A 19,817-nucleotide genomic window follows, 5' to 3' on the forward strand; every position below is an offset into this window, starting at 1 on the left:
ACACAATGTTAATTTATATCTGATTTATCCCTCGCAAAAGGAAAATGCATGTCAAACTCGCTTGTACCAGGCTTACTGGTTGCTCAGAGTCATCGTTTGGAAGATCTTACCGCGATCGTTGTAAAGGTAATTGAAACCTATCCATTAGCGCCATTGGAAGAAGAAACTGTTCTGGTACAGAGCAATGGGATAAGTCAATGGCTGAAAATAGAACTAGCAAAGGCAAGTGGCATTGCTAGCATGTTGAATATCACCTTACCTGCGCGTTTCGTCTGGAAAGCTTACCGTACCATTTTGGGTAATGATATTCCTAAAGTTTCGCCTTTTGACAAAGAGCGTCTTAGCTGGCGAATAATGAGAGTGTTACCTGGGCTGTTAAAGGAATATCGGCATTCAAGCCAGCAGGAATTCTCAGCGCTTGAACATTATTTACGAGATGCCTCTGCAGAACACGTCACTCCAGATGGTGAGATTAATGAGCGCAAGCTGTTTCAACTTAGTACCCGGATCGCGGATTTATTTGATCAATATCAGAACTATCGTGCCGATTGGCTGGATCATTGGGCTCAAGGTCAGCGCTATCTGAATACTGTCGAGGAGCTCGTTCCAAACGATAATCAATGGCAGCCATTGTTATGGCAGGCTTTAGTGGCAGATATTGGCGCGGAGGCACTCTGGACTAATCGCGCCAAATTACACAAGCAATTCATTATCAAAACGAAACAACTCAGAGCATTACCACCAGGTATGCCTAAGCGTTTAATTATATTTGGCATTTCTTCGTTACCTCAGCAAACCCTCGAAGTGTTGGATGCTTTGAAGCACATTATGCAAATTGTGCTTTGTGTTCATAACCCTTGTAAACATTACTGGGCCAATATTGTTGATGGTAAAGAAGCAATGCGTGAAGCATTGTCGAGCGCGACAAAGAAGCGGCATCCGCTCAAAGCCGGTATGCAAGAGGATATTGAGGATAGCAGCCTGCATCTGCATGTGCACCCACTTTTGGCCAGTTGGGGTAAACAGGGGCGTGATTATATCCACTTACTGGATTTATACGATGACACCCTAGAAAAACAGGGTGCCGTGAGTGCCTTAAAGTTCGAAATCTTTGATGAAACACCGCCGCAAAACCGGCTGCAACAACTGCAAAACGATATTCTGCAGCTGCGGCCGCTCCATGAAACCCGCGAGGTCTGGAATGTGGAAACCACCACCACAGCAGACGACTCAATTCAGTTTCATATTTGTCACAGTATTCAGCGTGAAATCGAGGTATTGCATGATCAACTGCTGGCGGCATTTGAGCAGAATAAAGAATTAGCGCCACGAGATATTATGGTGATGGTACCTGATGTTACGGCCTATGCGCCGCATATTGATGCTGTCTTTGGTCGTTTCGACTTTAACGATTTAAGAAGGATCCCTTATACCATTGCTGATCAGGGGCAGCGCCATTTACAGCCACTACTTGTTGCCTTAGAGCAGCTGCTGAGCATTGAACAGGCAAAGATTACACAAGCGGATGTGTTATCCATACTCAATGTGCCTGCTGTGCAAAAACGGTTTGATATTGATGCTGAAGAGTTAGTGCAAATACAACGCTGGCTTGACGAAGCCGGAGCGCGTTGGGGGCTCAATGCAGAACAAAGGGCTTTGTTTGGTATGCCATCAGACGAAGCGACAAACAGCTGGTGGTTTGGATTGCAACGGATGGTTTTTGGCTATGCCATGGGGCGTCCCGAGAATGATAAACAACAACGCTGGCAAGACATTGAACCCTACCATGAAGTAGGGGGACTCTCTGCTGATGCAGTGGGCAAGCTTGGATTACTGATAGCAGCGCTAAACAGTTGGTGGGATTTTTCCCGAAAAACATACTGTTTAAGTGAATGGTCGGTAGCGGCAGAGCGACTGCTGGCCCAGCTGTTTAAACCTGAAGAGCTTGTCGATATCACTTTGGTTGCACAACTGCAGCAACAGCTGTTAGACGTTCAAGTATTGGTGACGGAAAGTGGCTTTACTGAAGCCATTTCACTGGTAACCTTTAAAGAAAGCTGGCTATCACGCATTGATCAGCCCAATTTGAATCAACGCTTTCTGGCTGGATCAGTCAACTTTGCCACCTTGATGCCAATGAGGGCTATTCCATTTAAGCATATTTATGTGCTGGGCATGAGCGATGATGCCTATCCGAGGCGTCAATCAGCCATTGATTTTGATTTGATGCACACCCGCTACCGTCCTGGTGATCGCTCTCGGCGGGACGACGATCGTTATCTGTTTTTAGAAGCCTTGTTGTCTGCCCGTGAAAAATTTTATGTTAGCTGGGTAGGGCGCAGCGCCCGCGATAATAGCGAATGGCCACCGTCGGTATTGGTGGCGCAATTGCGTGAACATCTGGCCAAAGGATGGTGCCCAACTGCAGTTAAGGCAAAAGACTTTCTTGCTGCTATCACGACAGAGCATAAATTACAGCCATTCCATCCTAAATATCTTACTGAAGGCTCGGGGCTCTTTACCTATGCTACAGAATGGCAAGCGGCAAGAAACGCAGCCTTAGTTCAGCAAGAGGAACCAACATTAACACCTTGGCAGCCGGAGCAAGAGCAGCTTTTACAAGTAAATTTAAATGCCTTACAGAACTTTATGCGTGAGCCCGCGCGGCCATTTTTTAACGAACGGTTAAACACCTATTTTAGTTCTGAGGAAAGGCAAACCCAAGATAGTGAAACCTTTACTCTCGATGGGCTGCAGCAATGGCAACTCAATAACCAGTTGTTACAAGAAAGCCTGACGTTTTTCAGCGCACAACTAACAGCTGGCACCTTTACTGTATTGGAAAATCTACAACCATTAGCGGCCATTTTTAATGATGTTTTTGCACGTTTAGCACGCGAAGGATGGCTTGGCATAGGTGTGATGAGTGACAATATTAAACGTTCGACGCTACAGCGTGTCAGCGCACAACTGATTGAAGTCTCAAATTTACTCCAAGATGCTAAGCCTGTTGCTGATGAGTTACTCACTTTTCAGTGCAGCGTTGACACAGAAAATAAGACCGTAGCAGGCGATCAGAAACCGGCTTTAGTGAGCGTGATGATCGAAGATCGCGCTACGCAATTATTTAAAAAGCCAGATGGCGAAATACTACAAATTTATATCTCTGCCAGTGAGTGCAAGGCTAAACATCGCTTCTTACCCTACTTAAAACATCTATTACTTAGTACGGTGGCTGCAACTAAACCTGATCTTAACAAGATCACGACGTATGCGCTCTTTCGTAAAGGGAAAGATGAAACCGAGATAAAAACGCTGCCACCTGTAAATAGCTCTGATGCCCAAATCGCATTAACGCAGTTATTGACGTTATATATTGAGTCGTTATCCAAACCAACTGGTGTGATTGGCGAGTTAGCCCTGGATTGGCTGGGTAACTACTGGAAAGCATTAAATGGCAAATTAAAAGAAGGTAATAAAAATTTACCAGCATTTCCACCACATGAGGCAGCGGCTGAAGCACATAAACGTTTAGTTAAATCTACTGATGCTGATGCAGATACACTGCAAAATTATCCTTATGCCGCTCGTGTGAATTCAGACTTATCTCTTCTTTGCGACAACGCGGACTTTACACGCTTAATTAACATGCTTTATGCGCCAATGGTCAGGGGAGAAAATGGTTTGCCCATAAAGCTTGAGCTTCCAGCTATAGAAAATAATGCCATTCAGGGAGGTGCATGATGAGCCAGGATTTAAATATCTTAGATTTTACCTTACATGGTAGCCGCCTGATTGAGGCAAGCGCCGGTACCGGTAAAACCTATACCATCGCTGCGCTCTATGTACGTTTAGTATTACAGCATGGCGCTGAACTACAGGCTTTTCATCGCGCATTGTTACCAAAAGATATTCTGGTGATGACCTTTACACGGGCCGCTACAGCAGAGTTAGCTGATCGTATTCGTGCCCGCTTAAGTGAGGCCGCCAGTTATTTTCGTGCCGAGAATGGTCTTGTTGCTGATGAATTTTTGCAAAACTTAAAGAATGATTATTTGCAGCGTGGTTGCAGCGCGGCAGAACTGGCTTACCTGGCCAGACGTCTGGAGCTGGCTGCCGAGTCGATGGATGAATCAGCGGTTCACACCATCAACGGCTGGTGTCAGAAAATGCTGACTGAACATGCCTTTGCCAGTGGCAGTTTATTTGAACAGGAAGTTAAAACCGAAGAGGATGACCTTAAGCTGATTGCCGCGGAAGAGTATTTCCGGCGGAATATTTATACCCTTAATTATGATTTTGCGCAGCAAGTGCTTGATTGCTTAAGATCTCCGGCTCACTTGAGTAGCAAAATGAGAGGCGAGAACTTTTCATCAGACGATGCAGAGATAAATCATCGCTTCAAAGAGATGCTCGACAAACTGGAGTTAATCTCGAAGCGTCCTGATAAATATACTGATATTTCAAAATTTTTAAAAGAAATCACTCCGACATTTCCTAAAACTGGCTATTCTAATCTTGCAGGCATCATTGAGAAATTATATAAATGGGCTGACAGAAAGATTGATGCAAATGCTTTGGGAGCCAATATCAAGTTATTGAAGCCCGAGTCCTTGATAGAAAAACTGTCTAAAATTCCTTCTAAAATTGATTATCCATCCAGTATTGAAATCCTTGCTGATCTAGAAAAAGACCTGAGAGAAATCTCAGATATTCATGCTAATAAACACAAAATATTTTTGGAGCACGCGAAATACTTCGCCACAAAACGTTTTCAGGAACTCAAACTGCAAGCTGCACAAATGGGCTTTGACGATATGTTAACGCGTTTGCGCGATGCATTGCGTGGGAAAAACGGTCAGCAATTAGCGCAAACTATCCGCCAGCAATTTCCGGTGGCCTTGGTGGACGAGTTTCAAGACACCGATCCGATACAATATGAAATTTTCGATACCATTTATCATATTAAGGAAAATGATCCAACCACCGGTATTTTCCTGATTGGTGACCCCAAACAAGCGATTTATAGTTTCCGTAATGCCGATATTTTTACTTATTTAAAAGCACGTCAGGCGACAGAAGGACGGCACTACAACCTTAAGAAAAATTTCCGTTCAAGCCAGCGGATGGTGGATGCCGTCAATCGTCTGTTCACAGAGGCAGATAACAAAAGCGAACGAGGCGCCTTTTTATATAAGACAGAAATCCCTTTTGCTGAAGTGGCTGCCAATGGTCAGCAAAAAGTGTTTAAAGGTTTGGATGGCGAGGAGGCAGCAGCCTTACAGTGGCATATTGCAAAAGAACCCGCTGCTACTAAAGAGGCTTATCAAAAAGCGGCCGCGCGCTTTCATGCTAATTTAATTGCCCAACTTTTAAATAGTGACAAAGCCGGCTTCTATCATGGCGATGAACGGACGCCTATTACCACCCGTGATATTGCAGTGCTCGTTGCCACTGCAAAAGAAGCCCAGTTGATCCGCGATGAGCTTAGAAAATGCAGTATACGAAGTGTGTATTTATCTGAAAATGATTCAGTTTTCTCGCAGCCTGTAGCAAAAGACTTGCTCGCTGTAGTACAAGCCTGCGCCCAGCCAAGAGATCCCGCACGGATCAGAACCGCGTTAGCCGTGCCCTTATTGGCTGAGCCTCTGGCGAAACTGATTGAATATCAGGAAAACGAACTGGCGTGGGAAGCTGCAGTAGAGCGTTTTATTGGCTATCACGAGATCTGGGAACGTTTTGGTGTGCTGGCTGCATTAACGCGTTTATTACATGACTTTAAGGTACCCGCACGCTTACTGGCAGACGCGAATGAGGGCGAACGCCAACTGGCTGATACCTTGCACCTTTGTGAGTTACTGCAGCAAGAAAGTATGCGCCTTGAGGGCATGGCCAGCTTAGAAGAGTATTTTGCTTTGCAGGTGCAAGAGTATAAAGCGGCTACCGGGAATTCTGGTGACACCAACAAGCGCACTAATACTGAAGCCTTGCAGCTTCGGCTGGAAAGTGACGAGGATTTGGTAAAAGTGATTACTTATCACAAGTCAAAAGGCTTGCAATATCCATTGGTTTTTATGCCGTTTCCTGCTTATACCACAGAGTCTCAACATCGCTTTAAGGAATATAAATTTCCACAAAGCTACCATAAGATCAATGAAAAAGGTGATCGTGAAAGGCATATCGCCTGGAGTAAAGATGACGCAGAAGCTCTGGCCTTAATTAAAGACGAGATGCTGGCAGAAGATCTGCGCAAAATGTATGTTGCATTGACCCGGGCTGAATTCGCTACCTTTGTTACCTTACAAGCAGTGGGGGAGCCACAGCAGAACGCGTTATTTTATTTGTTATATCGCGGGGCTACGGTAACAAAAGCAGAAACCAATGTATTAGACACGGCCCGCAAAAGTTGGCAGCCAAATGAAGCCATACACACCTCTGTTACAGAAATGCCAGCCGCAGAAGCGCCTCAAAAATTTCTTCTGGCGAAGCAAAATGAGCAATCTTTACAGGCTCGCAGCCTAGACGCTGATGTAAAGCGCAGTGCATGGTGGATAACCAGTTATAGCGCACTCAACTATGGTAGTGATCTGACTACGCCAGAAACCGCCGCGCAAATGAATCTGTTGGAGGGCGCCCGCGAAGAGCCGGCAACCGAGTTTCCAGTAATGGATAACCAAAGCCGCTCTGCAATTCCATCCACTACGTCAGTGAACATGGGGCTAATCCACCACATTCCAAAAGGAGCGGCTGCCGGTACCTTTTTACACACCCTACTGGAAGATGCCGCAGAAGCCGGTTTTGCGGCAGTTGCATTTGATCAGAGTCTTCGACAAAACTTGCTTGAGGCGCGTTGTAACAGTCCGTTTTGGCAGCCTTATCAACAGGTTTTAGATAGCTGGCTGCAGCAATATCTCACCACCCGTTTTAATCTATCTGACGATAACCTAGCCTTGTCTGATCTTCAAATCTACAAAGCGGAACCTGAATTCTGGTTTGAGACTCGTCAGGTTAGCACGCAACGCCTGGATAAACTGATCGCCAAATATATTCAACCAGAACATGAACGGCCCAAGCTAGATAGCGCTACCCTGAATGGGATGTTAAAAGGGTTTATCGACCTGGTCTTTGAGTACAAAGGTAAATATTACGTAGCGGATTATAAATCTAATTGGCTGGGAGACCAGGATAGCGCCTATCACACAGACGCCATGCGTCAGAAGATTTTGGCCAGTCGCTACGATTTACAATATGTGATCTATACCTTGGCGCTACACAAGTTACTTAAGCAGCGTTTGGGTAGTCATTATGACTATGACCGCCATATCGGGGGCGCAGTTTATCTTTTTTTACGTGGTTACAGTGCGCAAAGCAAAGGGGCATTCTTCGATCGCCCACCGCGGGAATTAATTGAAGCGTTAGAGCGCGAGTGTTTAGCACAAGGTGCACAAGGAGAAGCCCATGTCTGATGCCAACAGCTTATTTGCTCCAACACATTGCGTGGCTAGCTGGCATCAAAGCGGCTGGCTGCGGGCGATAGACGTCAACCTTGCCAATCTGCTGCTACGTGCTGGCACCTCGGCACCTATAGCCGCACTCGGTGCGTTGTTATCGTACCAGGCTGGTCGAGGCCATACCTGTTTATCGCTGACTGAATTAATAACAAATCCGCTAGACACCCTTGGGATAGAGGAAGATCGTCCAGAATTTATTGCACAGCTTAAGCAACTGTTGCCTGATTCATCACAGATTGAAATAGCGCTACAGCGCTCTGAGGCAGTCTACAACCTGGATGTTGCGGACGCAGAAGATACCCTGCAACCTCTGGTTTGGGACAGGCATCACCAGCTGCTATTTTTACGTCGTTACTGGCAGCATGAAAATCGTATTGCTGCATGGCTACAGGGAAGAACAGAAAAAGCGCAACAAGAGGTACCGCCTGAGCAGTTACAGGCGGTGATCGCGAAGTTGAACAACAGTAAAGGCGACAGTATCAGTTGGCAGAGAGTGGCTTGCGCCAATGCAGTGAGAAAAATGTTCAGTGTTATTACCGGTGGGCCAGGAACCGGCAAAACCTATACTGTGGTAAGGGTGTTGGCAACCTTGCTGGCGTTTCATCATGCTGCTTCAGATATTCGGATTGCTCTAGCTGCGCCCACCGGTAAAGCAGCGGCACGCATGGATGAATCCATTAATAAAGCTCTTAATGATACCAATAACCCTGAATTGTTAAACTTAAAACAGGTGTTAACCCGCAAGGCGTCTACGTTACATCGTTTGCTAGGGGTGCAACGACATACCCGTTATTTCAGACATAATCGGAATATGCCCTTGCCCTACGATGTGGTCGTTGTTGACGAAGCTTCAATGATTGACACTGAAATGTTTGATGCCTTGCTTGATGCGATAGGGCCTGCTACTCGTTTGATCCTACTGGGTGATAAAGATCAGCTGGCGCCGGTTGAGGCTGGCTCCATCTTAGCGTCTATCTGCCGAAATGCAGAGCAACGCCAATATTCTGATGCGCACCGGCAATGGCTAGCGCAAGCCAGCGGCGAAAACTTAACCCTTGATGGCGGGGAGCAACAAAATCATCTGAGCGATCACATAGTGATGTTGGAAGGCTCCGAGCGGTTTTCTGGCGCTATTGCTGTTCTGGCTAATGCGGTAAATGCCTGTGATATTGCAGCAGCAAATCACGCCTTAACCCGTATTAATGTGCTCAGACCTGATGCAAAAGAAACAAAGGCGAGTATACCCACTATTGCCAGTGCAGCTAGCAGCAAGGTGTTATGGCAAACCTTAGCAGACGGTTTTACGGATTTTATCAATCGCTGTAATCAACATGAGTTCGTTGATGATGATGCCATAGATAGCTGGGCGGCAGAGGTGCTAAAGGCATTCTCTACGTATCAACTTTTAACAGCGCTGCGTGAAGGGCCTTGGGGACAAATACATCTTAACCAGATAATGACACAGTTACTGCATACTGGCCACGGCAGTTGGTACCACGGTAGACCAGTGATCGTGACAACCAATGATTACAGCCTTAATTTGAATAATGGTGATATCGGAATTGCGCTAATGCACCCAAAAGAGCAGCGTCTGCGGGTCGTTTTTGCTGCGCCGGTGAGTCAAAGTAATCCCAAAGGTGTGAGGTGGATCTTACCCAGTCGTCTTAGCGCAGTGGAAACGGTATATGCGATGACCGTGCATAAATCACAGGGGTCGGAATTTGATCATACAGTGCTGATTTTACCTGATCGGCCAACACCCGTTTTAACAAAGGAATTGATCTATACCGGCATCACCCGAGCCAAGTCCGATTTGACCTTAGTGATACCCGATCAGCAAGTATGGGAGCAGGGAGTAAAATCAAGAATTCAGCGCTTGGGGGGCTTAGGCTAAGCTAGTCAATGCTAGTCTTAGTCAATAGGGTTGAGAATATTATTTCGGCCCATTGTGTCGCTGGAAGAATTCGTAGCGGATGTGCTAGAACTGCATGCCAATCCAGATAATGCCGGTGCTTTATTTCAGGTTGCATCGCAGTTTAACCTACTGGAGATGGTCTCTCCGAATGTGACGGCAGAGCAGGGTATTACCCGCTATCAAATACTCTCGTCATTAACCTAGTTCGCGCAGTAAGCCAGTGCTTGAATGCCTTTGCCTAAGGTAAAGCCTGGCTGCTTATACATCATTATTCACTCTTATCTCATTGATTTTTGGCCATTCGGTAATGGCGCGACATATCTTGTCGCAACACTGCTTTATGCTGGGTTATCTACTAGTCAGAGGTGTCTATGTCCGCAAATCGCCAGATCTTAACCACCCCAAAAGAGTTACAACAATTTCTTTCGTTACAGCTAAAGCTGCTGGAAAACGCTGAGCATGCGTCGCTGGTCGCGCCGGTGATGCTATGGGGGCCGCCGGGTGTGGGTAAAAGCACTATCGTTCGCGAACTGTGTAAAAAACAGGGGATTGGCTTTATCGATATCCGGCTTGCCCAGCGCGAGCCGGTGGATATTCGTGGTTTACCGGTGGTGCGCGGTGATCAGGTTGACTGGCTACTCAGTGGCGAGTGGCCACGCGATCCGAACAGCCGTGGCATTATTCTGTTTGATGAAATCACTGCGGCCGATCGCAGCCTGCAAGTTGCGGCTTATGAGATTATTCTGGATCGGCGGCTAGGTGATCTTTACCAATTACCCCCTGGCTGGTTGGTATTAGCGGCAGGGAATCGCAGTGGCGATCGCGCAGTGGCCTATACCATGTCAAGCGCCCTAGCGAACCGGTTTTGCCACTTGGAACTTAAAGCCGACTTAAACAGCTGGACGCTATGGGCACGTAATCATGAACTCGACGATGGCATGATTGCCTTTTTGCGTTATCAACCACAATGTTTTTTTGATATGGAAACCGATGTTGAACGGGGTTGGCCCAGCCCGCGCAGTTGGGAGAAAGTGTCGTTTTATCTAAAACAGCGCGAGCAATTAGGCGAAAGCCTGCTGCAAAAAATACTCTGTGGTTTAGTGGGGCCGGGTGCGGCTTATCAGTTAATCGCCTTTTTAAAATCACGCTCTGAGATGCCAGATATTGATTTAATGCTTAACGGCAAAGTGCCTATTCAGATCCCGGAGCGGCCAGATATGCTATTTGCTTTCTGCTCTGCGTTAAGTCATCAGCTTTGGCGGCAAGATACCATGTTAGACACCCGTATTGGGCGTTTTCTGGATATTGGCGTTGCCATGAGCGCCGACTTCGCTACGTTGGCATTGGTAGATTGTTTACAGCATCCAAAGGAGAGTGAAGTTCAAAGACGAACCGATTTACTGCTGGGGCATAGCAAATTTAGCCAGTGGTCTGATAAACACGGGCAGCACGTTAATCTGGGTAAAGGGGCTAACCTGGCCGAGGATGCGCCGATATGACAGCGCCGCTCAGTATTCAATGTCGCTATCCCAATGCGCTGGAACTACGGGATAAACAGCAGATGCAAGAAGAGTTAGCGCAGCTGCGTTCAGATATGTTGCTGAGCCAGCCTTTTGTGGCTGTGCTGGCCATGCGTTTAAACATGGTCGTGGTGGTGGATGATCGGCTGCCCACCGCCTGCACCGACAGCCAGCATATCTTTTTTAACCTGGAGTTTATGCGTAAATGCAGTGCGTCACAGCGGCGTTTCGTTATCGCGCATGAGGTTTGGCATTGCGTGATGGGGCATTTTTTACGCCAACAACAGCGTGAACAACAGCGGTGGAATTTCGCCTGTGATTATGAAATTAATGGCATCCTGAGCTACTTTTTTAAACGTGATGATCTGCCTAATAATATTTTATTTGATGAGAGTTATCGTGGTAAATCTGCCGAGCAAATTTATACCTTGCTGGGTAAATTACCGGAAGACGAATGGTCAGAAACCTACTATCAGCCTGGCAATCGATTACCCGGTGGCGGAGCACAGTTTGACCAACATCAACCTGATCTCAGTATGCCAGATTTAGTGGAATATAAGATCGATCCTGATTTCCGGCCACAAAGCCCCACTGAAATGGATGTTGAACGTTGGCGCGAATTTACCGCCGCAGCGGGACAAGTTACTGGGGTTACTGCAGGTAGCTTCGGGGCAGATGTGCAACAGGTAATAAAAAATGCGCTGAAACCACAGCTGAATTGGCCTACCTTATTACAGCGTTTTATTCAGCGAACCATAAGTGGCAGTTATCAATGGCATAAACCAGCACGACGTTATCTGGCCCAAGGGTTATATTTACCTGGCAGGCAAGGGCAGTGCCTACGGCTGACACTCGCCATTGATACCAGCGGCAGCACCCTTCAAGACCTACCAAAGTTTTTAGCCGAGCTGACTGCCATCTTACAAGGTTTTGAACAGGTACAATTGCAGGTGATAAGCTGCGATGCCAGCATTACCGATATCAGCTTTTATGACAAATCTGATCTGGCTGCGCTAACAAAATGGCAAGCTAAGGGGCTAGGCGGCACCAGTTTTACCCCGGTATTTCATTATATCGCAGACGATCCGGATCATGTGGGCGTACCTAATGCGCTGATATTTTTTACAGATGGTTATGGCAATGCGCCAGTAGAGGCACCTGCTTATCCGGTAATTTGGGTGCTAAGCCCTGATGGCCAGCCGCCGGTAAAGTGGGGCGAAGTGCTGCATCTTCAATGAACCGGATAAAATGAAGAAATAACACCTCTTGATAAAACCTTAAGCACATAACGCCAGCATCATGACGATAGCTGGCGTTTTAATGAGGTGATTAAGCGGATTTTGCCAGTGCCGCCTTGGTATACCATACCTTTACACTGTCATAGGAAACGTCTGCAAATCTTGTGATATAGGGTAATTTACTGTCATTTGCCATGGCTAAAAGCTGAGGCCGAACATATTCCGGAAACACCTGCATGGCGGCAGGTAAAATGCCGCTAAGCAATTTAGGTGAAACGCTTTGCAGCAAAAACTGGAACAGCACTTTAAGCAGCTGTTGCTGCTCAGCGTTATCACCTTCTGCTGTAGCGCAAAGCTGTTTAAAATAATGACACAACCGATTAAGACTAGGTAGCAAAGTGTCATTCAGGTTTAACCAGGTATTAGTTTGTGCGAGCTTTTTCTGCGTCATTATCCCCAGAAAATCCAGTTTCTCTTTTAGGGTTAAGCGAATTTCTTCACTGCTTAGCATGGTGCAAATAGTAAAAAATGCCGTCGGTTCGTTAACTAAAGCCGTTTGTACCATCAAGGGAGTAAAACTATCAGCTTCAGGTAAACCTTGGCGTTTTGCTTTTAGCCAAAGTAGAAAATCGGCTTCATAGCTCTCAAAAATACGATCAATTTTGATATTCCAGCGCCAATGTGACACCTTAATACTCGTTGGATCCTGGCGAAAATTCACCTGTCGGCGCTGGTTTTTCAGTTGCAGAATTGCCCGTAATTCCCATAACCTAGCAATATCATAGCCAAGTTCAGCCAGAGCTTGTAATAGCATAATGGCATGGCCAACATTATAGGGCTTGTATTGGCGCAGAGCCTGCTGCAGCAATGCCTCTACTAATTCCTGATCCATGCGTTCTGTCAGTTTTTGCAGGGTGTCACGGATCATGCCTTCATTGATAGAAAAACTGGATTGATCCAGTAATTCTGGCGCAAAGATACCGTTGGTAAAAATTAACGGCGAGCCAACACGTAAGTGCTGCAGGTTAGGGCAGTCCGTGACATGTAGCTGGTCAATCTGATCGGCAGCCAATTCAGTCAGAGCACTTCGGCGCAATTTAACACTGTTCCAGCGCCCGGCTAAGGCAACACTGCCATGTGCCGCATCGGTAAACTGCACTTCATCAGCGCTGAAATCTGCAGGCGCAGTGAGCTGACTAAATTGCGGGCACTGTTGTAGCTGCAGGCGCACCAAACCCGGCTCTAATACTGCAATGCTGCGCAAGCCTATGGCTCGTTGCACAACAAGGTGTTTTACCTGACTAACTGTCAAACAATCAATGCCGGCGATATCGGTAAACAACAGATGATCAATATTGGCAAAGGTCGGGATAATCGCCTGTTGATAACCTCCGTAACACACCACAAGGCTGTGCTCTGGCAAGTCCTGCAAGGCAGAAAAATCGCTTACCGTCATTTGGCTTAAATCAAAAAAGACCACTTCATGAAATAACGCCGCTTTAATTTGCGGGGTAAGCGTGAGCAGCTCGTTCTCCTGCAGCCAACACATATCTAAATGCGCTAATGGGGCTTCGATGGATAAGCCATGTGGAAAATTCGGTAAATCAAGATGGATCACCCAACGATTCTCGCTATGCCCACTGAGTTGCATGCTTTTTAACGCACTTGCTCCTTGTACCCGCACGTGGCGCTCGGCAGGCTCAGGGCAATGCAACGCTAATGTTTGCAATGCACTAACCTGATAAAGGTCTAAGTGTTTAAGTTCGCGCTGCTGAATATGCACGTGCTCCACCAAATTATCGGTTAAGCAACTGCTGTAATCTTGGTTTAAGGGTAAAGGCGAGGTATCGCTAAAATGCTTAATAATCGTCATAGCGTATTCCAATTATTAAGAAATGTTAGCGGTAGCTGCATTAAAACCGGCCAGCAGCTCAGGTAAGCTTATTACCGTCAGCCGGTGGGTATAGTATGCCCCGGTATCAATATAAGCACGGTTGCTAATAAACTCTGGGGTTCTTACCACCACATGGCCGGATACCACGTAATCGATATTGGATACGCGTAACCCTGCTAAGTCATTTAATTGTTTAGCTTTTAAGATCCCACGGCCAGAGAGTAAGCATCGATGCCATCGCGGCTCGCCCGCCGCGTTTTTCTCGGTTTGATCACTCAACTCGGTATCATTTGCCAAATCGCGTAAACGCTGCCAGCAGTTATCTGGCACATCACCATGTACCACACCGATACGTGCGCCTGAGGTGATAAGTTCTAGCGCCAATGGCTCAGTTGCTAAGCGGTGTAATTTTGCAAGCAAGCTATTTGCTTCATCGCGGTTAAAGGCTTTAAGACGATCAAACCAATCACCATCGTTCTGCATCCAGTAACCATAGTCACCAATCGGATAGTGATCATGGTTACCCGTAACCATGGCGACATATCCTTTGCTAAGTCCTTCTAAAACAAAATCAACCACTTGCGGGCAATAAGCACCACGATCAATTAAATCACCTACCAACACCAGCAAATCGCTGTCTGCGCTAAACTGACGAGCATGTAACGCCTGTTCAAGCAAGTCAAAACGGCCATGAATATCACCACAGAAGTAAATATTGCGATAGTGCTCAACATTAAGCACCTTAAGTTTAGATAAAGGCTGAGTTGGATCTGTCATCGGCGCTACTCCTATAGAGTGATGTTTATCAACTTACTAGTGTAAACAGTGAGTGCGACAAGATGTGTCGAGATACGCCTTTTAGTGCCAATTAAAATGTGGTTTAGGACAAGCATACGACTTGATTCGATTTGCAGATATAGGCACTAAACTAGAGGCAAGCTTAAAGATTATAAAAAAATCACGACGCATTTTTTACTCGACGCAATTTGTCGCACTTACCCGGCATACTGGTATTCCATAACAGAGGAGTGCCACTATGCCGATAGCAAAGCGTAAATCACGTCGTCATCAGCCGGAGTTAGATGCTGCAGCCAATTTTGAGCATCTGCCGATTTGCTTGTTGTGGAACTATCGTTTAGTTCTGGAGTGTAATGTATTCAGCCGTTTCTATGACCAGGATGGCGAGCTGGATCGCGAAGATGCACAAAGCGCAGGCATTCCGGATGAGGCGATGGAGTTTGATCGCGCCCAGATGCAGCGCTATCTAAAGCAGCAAATCAAAGTATTGGAGCGGCAGGTTGAACAGGGCGTTCCCTTGTCATTACGCAGTAATGCGCAACAACTGGCGCAGTTGGTTGGTTTAAACGACACTGAGCAACAAGTGCTGATCTTTGTGGCGCTGGTCAAGACTGAGCAAATCGTTAACAACCTCTGCGAGATGATTCGGGTTAAGCATCTGAGTAGCCTGTGTAAGCTGGTTGCGAAGGCGCTTAATTTACCGCTGGCTGATATCAAAATGGCATTAAGCGATAAATCGCCTTTACTGACTACCGGCATTTTAGAGCTGGAAATTCATAGTTTTGGTAACACCGTTGCCGATAGCTTTGACTTTCTGAGTCAGAAATTTAGTGAATTACTGCTATCTGACAACGCAGAACCGACGGCGTTTTTTAAAGAAATTATCCAGCAGGCGCCGGCATCTACCCTTAAGCTTGAGCATTTTGCCCATGTGCAACAAGACTTGGATATTTTGTTACCTTATTTGCAGCATAGCGTAGCGACCAGCAAAGCCGGGGTGAATATCCTGCTGTATGGCCAACCTGGCACCGGCAAAACCGAACTGTCGCGGTTATTGGCGCAGCAACTCACTGTCACTTTACATGAGGTAAGTTGCCAGTGTGATGATGGCGATGCCATCGCCGGTAATGCCAGAATGCGGGCATACCGTTTGGCGCAGCGTTGTTTGGCCAATACTCAAAGCCTGTTGCTATTTGATGAGGTAGAGGATGTGTTTATCCAAAATCCGTTTGCCCGTCAGTCTGAACAGCGCAAAGGCTGGTTAAACCGCATGCTGGAGCAAAACCCGGTACCGACCTTATGGTTAACCAACAATCATAAGATTATCGATCCTGCGTTTATCCGCCGCTTTGATCTGGTGATTGAAATGCCAATACCACCACAAGCACAACGCGCCGATTTTTTACATAAAGCGGCAGGTGGCATCTTAACACCTAATGCTGCCATGCAGCTGGCGGCACACCCAAAGCTAACGCCAGCAGTAATCGATCGTGCCAGCAAAGTGGTACAAAGCATTCAGCTTGATACTGATAAGTATGATAAAGCGTCGCTACTGCAGCGCGTGATGCAGCAAACCTTATCCGCGCAGGGGCATCAGCTGCCCTTTGCTAGGGGTCAGGAATTAGGTGATGTGTACGATCCAGGCTTAATTAATACCGAAGCGAATTTGACCGTGATTGTTGAGGGCTTAAAGATGCAGGGCACTGGGCGGTTATGTTTGTACGGCCCGCCGGGTACAGGTAAAACGGCCTTTGCGCACTATCTGGCCAAACAACTGGCTAAGCCGTTAATTATTAAACGCGCCTCGGATCTGTTAAGCCCCTATCTTGGTGAAACAGAAATGGCGGTGGCCGCAGCCTTTAACCAGGCAGCAAAGCAGCAGGCCATCTTGCTGATTGATGAAGTAGACAGCTTCTTACAAGATCGCAGTAAGGCGCGGCATAGCTGGGAAATCAGTATGGTCAATGAGTTGCTGACACAGCTTGAGCAATTCGACGGGCTTTTTATTGCCAGCACCAACCTGATGCACAATTTGGATCAGGCGGCACTGCGGCGCTTTGACCTGAAAGCCTGCTTTAGCTACTTAAAGCCGGCACAGGCGCGGCAATTACTGCAGGCGCATTGCCAGCAATTAGGCTTAGCGGTTTGTGAGTCGAGTTTGCAACGTGTCGCCAGTAGCAGCGTTTTAACCCCTGGTGACTTTCATGCTACACGCCGACAAGCACGGTTTCAGCCTTTTGCCAGTGCACAGGCGTTTGTTACATCGTTACTGACCGACGTAGCATTGAAATCGCAGGCTAAAGATGAAAACAGCAAAGGCATTGGCTTTTTGCAATAACCGTGTTCTTAACACCCCAGTGGTATAACGCTAACTCGCGCTATACCTCGAGGTTTTGCAACAAAGTAGGCATGGATGCCTAATCTGCTGCATATAGCGCCGCAGTACCCTGAATTTTAGCAATAATATCTTGGCGAAGTTCAGGGGGGGATAGCACCTCAATGGCCAGTGAGTGAGATAAAATCCACCACTGAATTTGCCAGCCATCAATAACGGTGGCGCTGAGTTCAAACCAGCCCTCTTCTATAGGTGAAAGCTGCATATCCTGTGACAACGGCGCTTCATGTAAAATTTTAGCCAAATGTTGGTTTACTTTAGCCACCAGTTTAATGGCATTACCGCTGCCAAACTGCATGGCACCGGACTGCACATACTTCGCCAGTGAAAATCCATCAAGCGTTTTTAACGGCGTATCTGTTAGTGTTAGTGATTGAAAGCGATGCAGTGCAAACAAGCGCTCATTAATATAATCACCAATAGTCGCCACCAGATAAGTAATATGGCCGCGTTGCACTAACCCAAGCGGATTAATCTGATACTCCTTTTGTACCTGATCATGGATTGCCGTATACACTACCGCTAGTTGTTTGCCTTCGGTCATCGCCTGTTGCACCGCTTCATAATGCTCAGCTGGCGTTGTGGGCGGTGTTAAGGGTAAAGCGGGTGAGACTACGGCAATTTTATCGGCCAATAAGCCTTTGCTATTGCTGCCATCTAAGGCATTAATTTTGCGTTTCGCCAAATCAAAGCGATCTTTTAAGCCTTGTAGCATGGTATCTGGCAGGATAGTTTTTAAGGTCCCCTCAACCAGCTGCAAAATCATCGCATCAGCAACGCTAACGCCCGGAATATCACTGGTTTTATCTTCCATCCAGCGCCAATACTGGGCATTGCCTTCTTTATTACAGTAAATAGGGAAGGGGATCGACAAATCAATGAGATCTCTATCCACTGTGCGGCGGGTTACATCAAAACCATTGGCACCAAGCTTGTCATGAATTTCGCTAACACTAATCCCTTTTCCATGTTTAGGGATCATCTGTAGCACTTCCCACTGGCGGCTTATCGAGGCGTTATTTTTATTTGATGGCATCGCTGGCTCCTTGCAAATATGCTATGCCTGTTATCTTAATGGCTGAACAAGCAAATAGAAAGACCAAAAACCCCCTAAAATCAGCACTTAACCCACTTATAATACGGAAGTATCAGCATCATTTATTAGTTGGCCCACATTTTAAACGTCGTATTTTGTCGCAGTCAGCAAGTAAACTCCTACATGATTAACCGAACAGTAAATTGATGCGGTTGTTGTGGCCGGGGAGTTTTTTGATACTGCTACACCGCCTGGCTATGCCCGTGAGATGTGTAGATGCAAAATGATTTCACTACCAGAGGAGTAATTGATGTGACAACACCAACACCAGAAGCAGATGTAATCGAATTCTTGGGTATAGTGATCTTCTACAGTGAATCTTATGGTTTAACAGGCTATTGGCTATTCTTAATATTTGCGTTTGCTTGCTACATCGAATATTCAGGTGGTACATACCGACCATGGTCATTTGTCATTCCCATTCTATTGTACTTTATACAGCCGCATGATGTTGGTGGAGACATACACTTATCCCTTGCTACCATTGCAGCTTGGACATGGATTGTTATAAATTTGATTACTAATCCAGTTCAATCGGTAGCGTCTTTTGAGATTGGAAGGCGCATTGGAAAAAAAATGTTTGACGACTAACACTTAATCAATAATGCATCCTGCACAGGTGTATGAAATCTAGCAGGGCTATTTCAGTAATTCAATAATCTAAAATGCTTTACCGGCGCAGGCTAGTACAAAAGTTTTAGCTAAAGTGCTTGCCTAAGTTGTACCTGATATGGCATTAATAGCAGTAGCAAAGCAACGAGGAAGCTGATTCAAATGGTACTAACGGATCTAAGTTACAGCGCCCTTAAAGCCTATCAACGGCAACATCGTGATCATTTCCCGGAAAACCTGTCACTGCGGGTTCACCGCGCCCTAAGTTGGTTAAGTAAGGCTGAAGAAGCCCGATCCAACAAAGATACCGACACCGAATTTATTTATTACTGGATCAGCTTTAATGCCGCTTACGCCAACGAATTTGGCGAAACTGACCGCATTGGCGAAAAAGAGTTATTTCAAGCATTTCTAACCAAAATTGCCGATCTAGATACCAGCGAAAAGCTATACCAGCTTATTTGGCAACAATTTAGCGGCAGCATTCGCCTGCTAATGGACAATAAATTTGTTTATCAGCCATTTTGGGATTACCACCGCGGCCGCATTAGCGAAGAAGAATGGCAACAGCGCTTTATGGCATCAAAAGCTGCTCTAAACGTAGCGCTGTCATCAAAAAATGTGCCGGTTGCCATGGCGCAAATTTTTACTAGGCTTTACACCCTGCGAAACCAGATTATTCATGGCGGCGCTACCTACAACAGCCAGGTAAACCGCGAACAACTAAAAGATGCCTGCAACCTGCTAAATAAACTAATCCCCCTGATTATTGCACTAATGATGAGCGCACCGGATCAGCTTTGGGGGGAGGGGTGTTATCCGGTTTTAGATGTATAAC

At 46.4% G+C, this 19,817-nt stretch carries 12 protein-coding genes; 9 read left to right on the forward strand and 3 right to left on the reverse strand.

Translation table 11 applies throughout. The features are described 5' to 3' along the window. Nucleotides 1–48 precede the first annotated feature (48 nt). The 6 genes from recC to ACO1PK_RS14815 all read left to right on the forward strand — a co-directional run bounded on the left by recC (nt 49) and on the right by ACO1PK_RS14815 (nt 12,184). On the forward strand, nt 49–3,744 hold the full coding sequence (gene recC, locus ACO1PK_RS14790; RefSeq protein WP_423186371.1) for an exodeoxyribonuclease V subunit gamma: 3,696 nt from the start codon (nt 49–51) through the stop codon (nt 3,742–3,744). Then, complete coding sequence (gene recB / locus ACO1PK_RS14795; RefSeq protein WP_423186372.1) at nt 3,741–7,466, forward strand: exodeoxyribonuclease V subunit beta; 3,726 nt, start codon at nt 3,741–3,743, stop codon at nt 7,464–7,466. Before recC ends, recB begins: the two co-directional genes overlap by 4 nt. Further along, the gene (gene recD, locus ACO1PK_RS14800) at nt 7,459–9,405 is read left to right on the forward strand and encodes an exodeoxyribonuclease V subunit alpha (protein ID WP_423186373.1); all 1,947 of its coding nucleotides are present in this window, start codon (nt 7,459–7,461) and stop codon (nt 9,403–9,405) included. The genes recB and recD overlap by 8 nt, the downstream gene beginning before the upstream one ends. Nucleotides 9,406–9,435: 30 nt before the next feature. Continuing rightward, nucleotides 9,436–9,630, forward strand: coding sequence for a hypothetical protein (locus ACO1PK_RS14805; RefSeq protein WP_423186374.1), 195 nt, complete (start codon nt 9,436–9,438; stop codon nt 9,628–9,630). Nucleotides 9,631–9,797: 167 nt separating this feature from the next. Then, nucleotides 9,798–10,925 carry an ATP-binding protein gene (locus ACO1PK_RS14810; RefSeq protein ID WP_423186375.1) on the forward strand — a complete coding sequence of 376 codons (1,128 nt, stop codon included), beginning with the start codon at nt 9,798–9,800 and terminating at the stop codon, nt 10,923–10,925. After that, a complete protein-coding gene (locus ACO1PK_RS14815; RefSeq protein ID WP_423186376.1) occupies nt 10,922–12,184 on the forward strand; it encodes a DUF2201 family putative metallopeptidase in 1,263 nt (420 codons plus the stop codon). Before ACO1PK_RS14810 ends, ACO1PK_RS14815 begins: the two co-directional genes overlap by 4 nt. 91 nt (nt 12,185–12,275) lie before the next feature. On the opposite strand, the gene ACO1PK_RS14820 is transcribed toward ACO1PK_RS14815, so the two are convergent. Next, on the reverse strand, nt 12,276–14,057 hold the full coding sequence (locus ACO1PK_RS14820) for a hypothetical protein (protein ID WP_423186377.1): 1,782 nt from the start codon (nt 14,055–14,057) through the stop codon (nt 12,276–12,278). Nucleotides 14,058–14,072: 15 nt separating this feature from the next. Beyond that, entirely contained in the window at nt 14,073–14,855 is a 783-nt protein-coding gene (locus tag ACO1PK_RS14825; protein ID WP_423186378.1) for a metallophosphoesterase, read from the reverse strand. Nucleotides 14,856–15,114: 259 nt separating this feature from the next. Between ACO1PK_RS14825 and ACO1PK_RS14830 the strand changes: the two genes are divergently transcribed. Next, complete coding sequence (locus ACO1PK_RS14830) at nt 15,115–17,214, forward strand: AAA family ATPase (protein ID WP_423186379.1); 2,100 nt, start codon at nt 15,115–15,117, stop codon at nt 17,212–17,214. A 79-nt stretch (nt 17,215–17,293) separates the two neighbouring features. Here ACO1PK_RS14830 and ACO1PK_RS14835 read toward each other — a convergent pair whose 3' ends face one another. After that, nucleotides 17,294–18,307, reverse strand: a complete 1,014-nt coding sequence (locus ACO1PK_RS14835; protein ID WP_423186380.1) for a helix-turn-helix transcriptional regulator — start codon at nt 18,305–18,307, stop codon at nt 17,294–17,296. A gap of 312 nt (nt 18,308–18,619) precedes the next feature. On the opposite strand from ACO1PK_RS14835, the gene ACO1PK_RS14840 reads away from it, so the two are divergent. Further along, the gene (locus tag ACO1PK_RS14840) at nt 18,620–18,958 is read left to right on the forward strand and encodes a hypothetical protein (protein ID WP_423186381.1); all 339 of its coding nucleotides are present in this window, start codon (nt 18,620–18,622) and stop codon (nt 18,956–18,958) included. Nucleotides 18,959–19,141: 183 nt separating this feature from the next. Then, nucleotides 19,142–19,816: a hypothetical protein gene (locus ACO1PK_RS14845; protein WP_423186382.1), complete on the forward strand. Its 675-nt coding sequence runs from the start codon at nt 19,142–19,144 to the stop codon at nt 19,814–19,816. Nucleotide 19,817: the final 1 nt, after the last annotated feature.

It is taken from the genome of Alishewanella sp. d11, assembly GCF_049390205.1.
GTDB lineage: Bacteria > Pseudomonadota > Gammaproteobacteria > Enterobacterales > Alteromonadaceae > Alishewanella.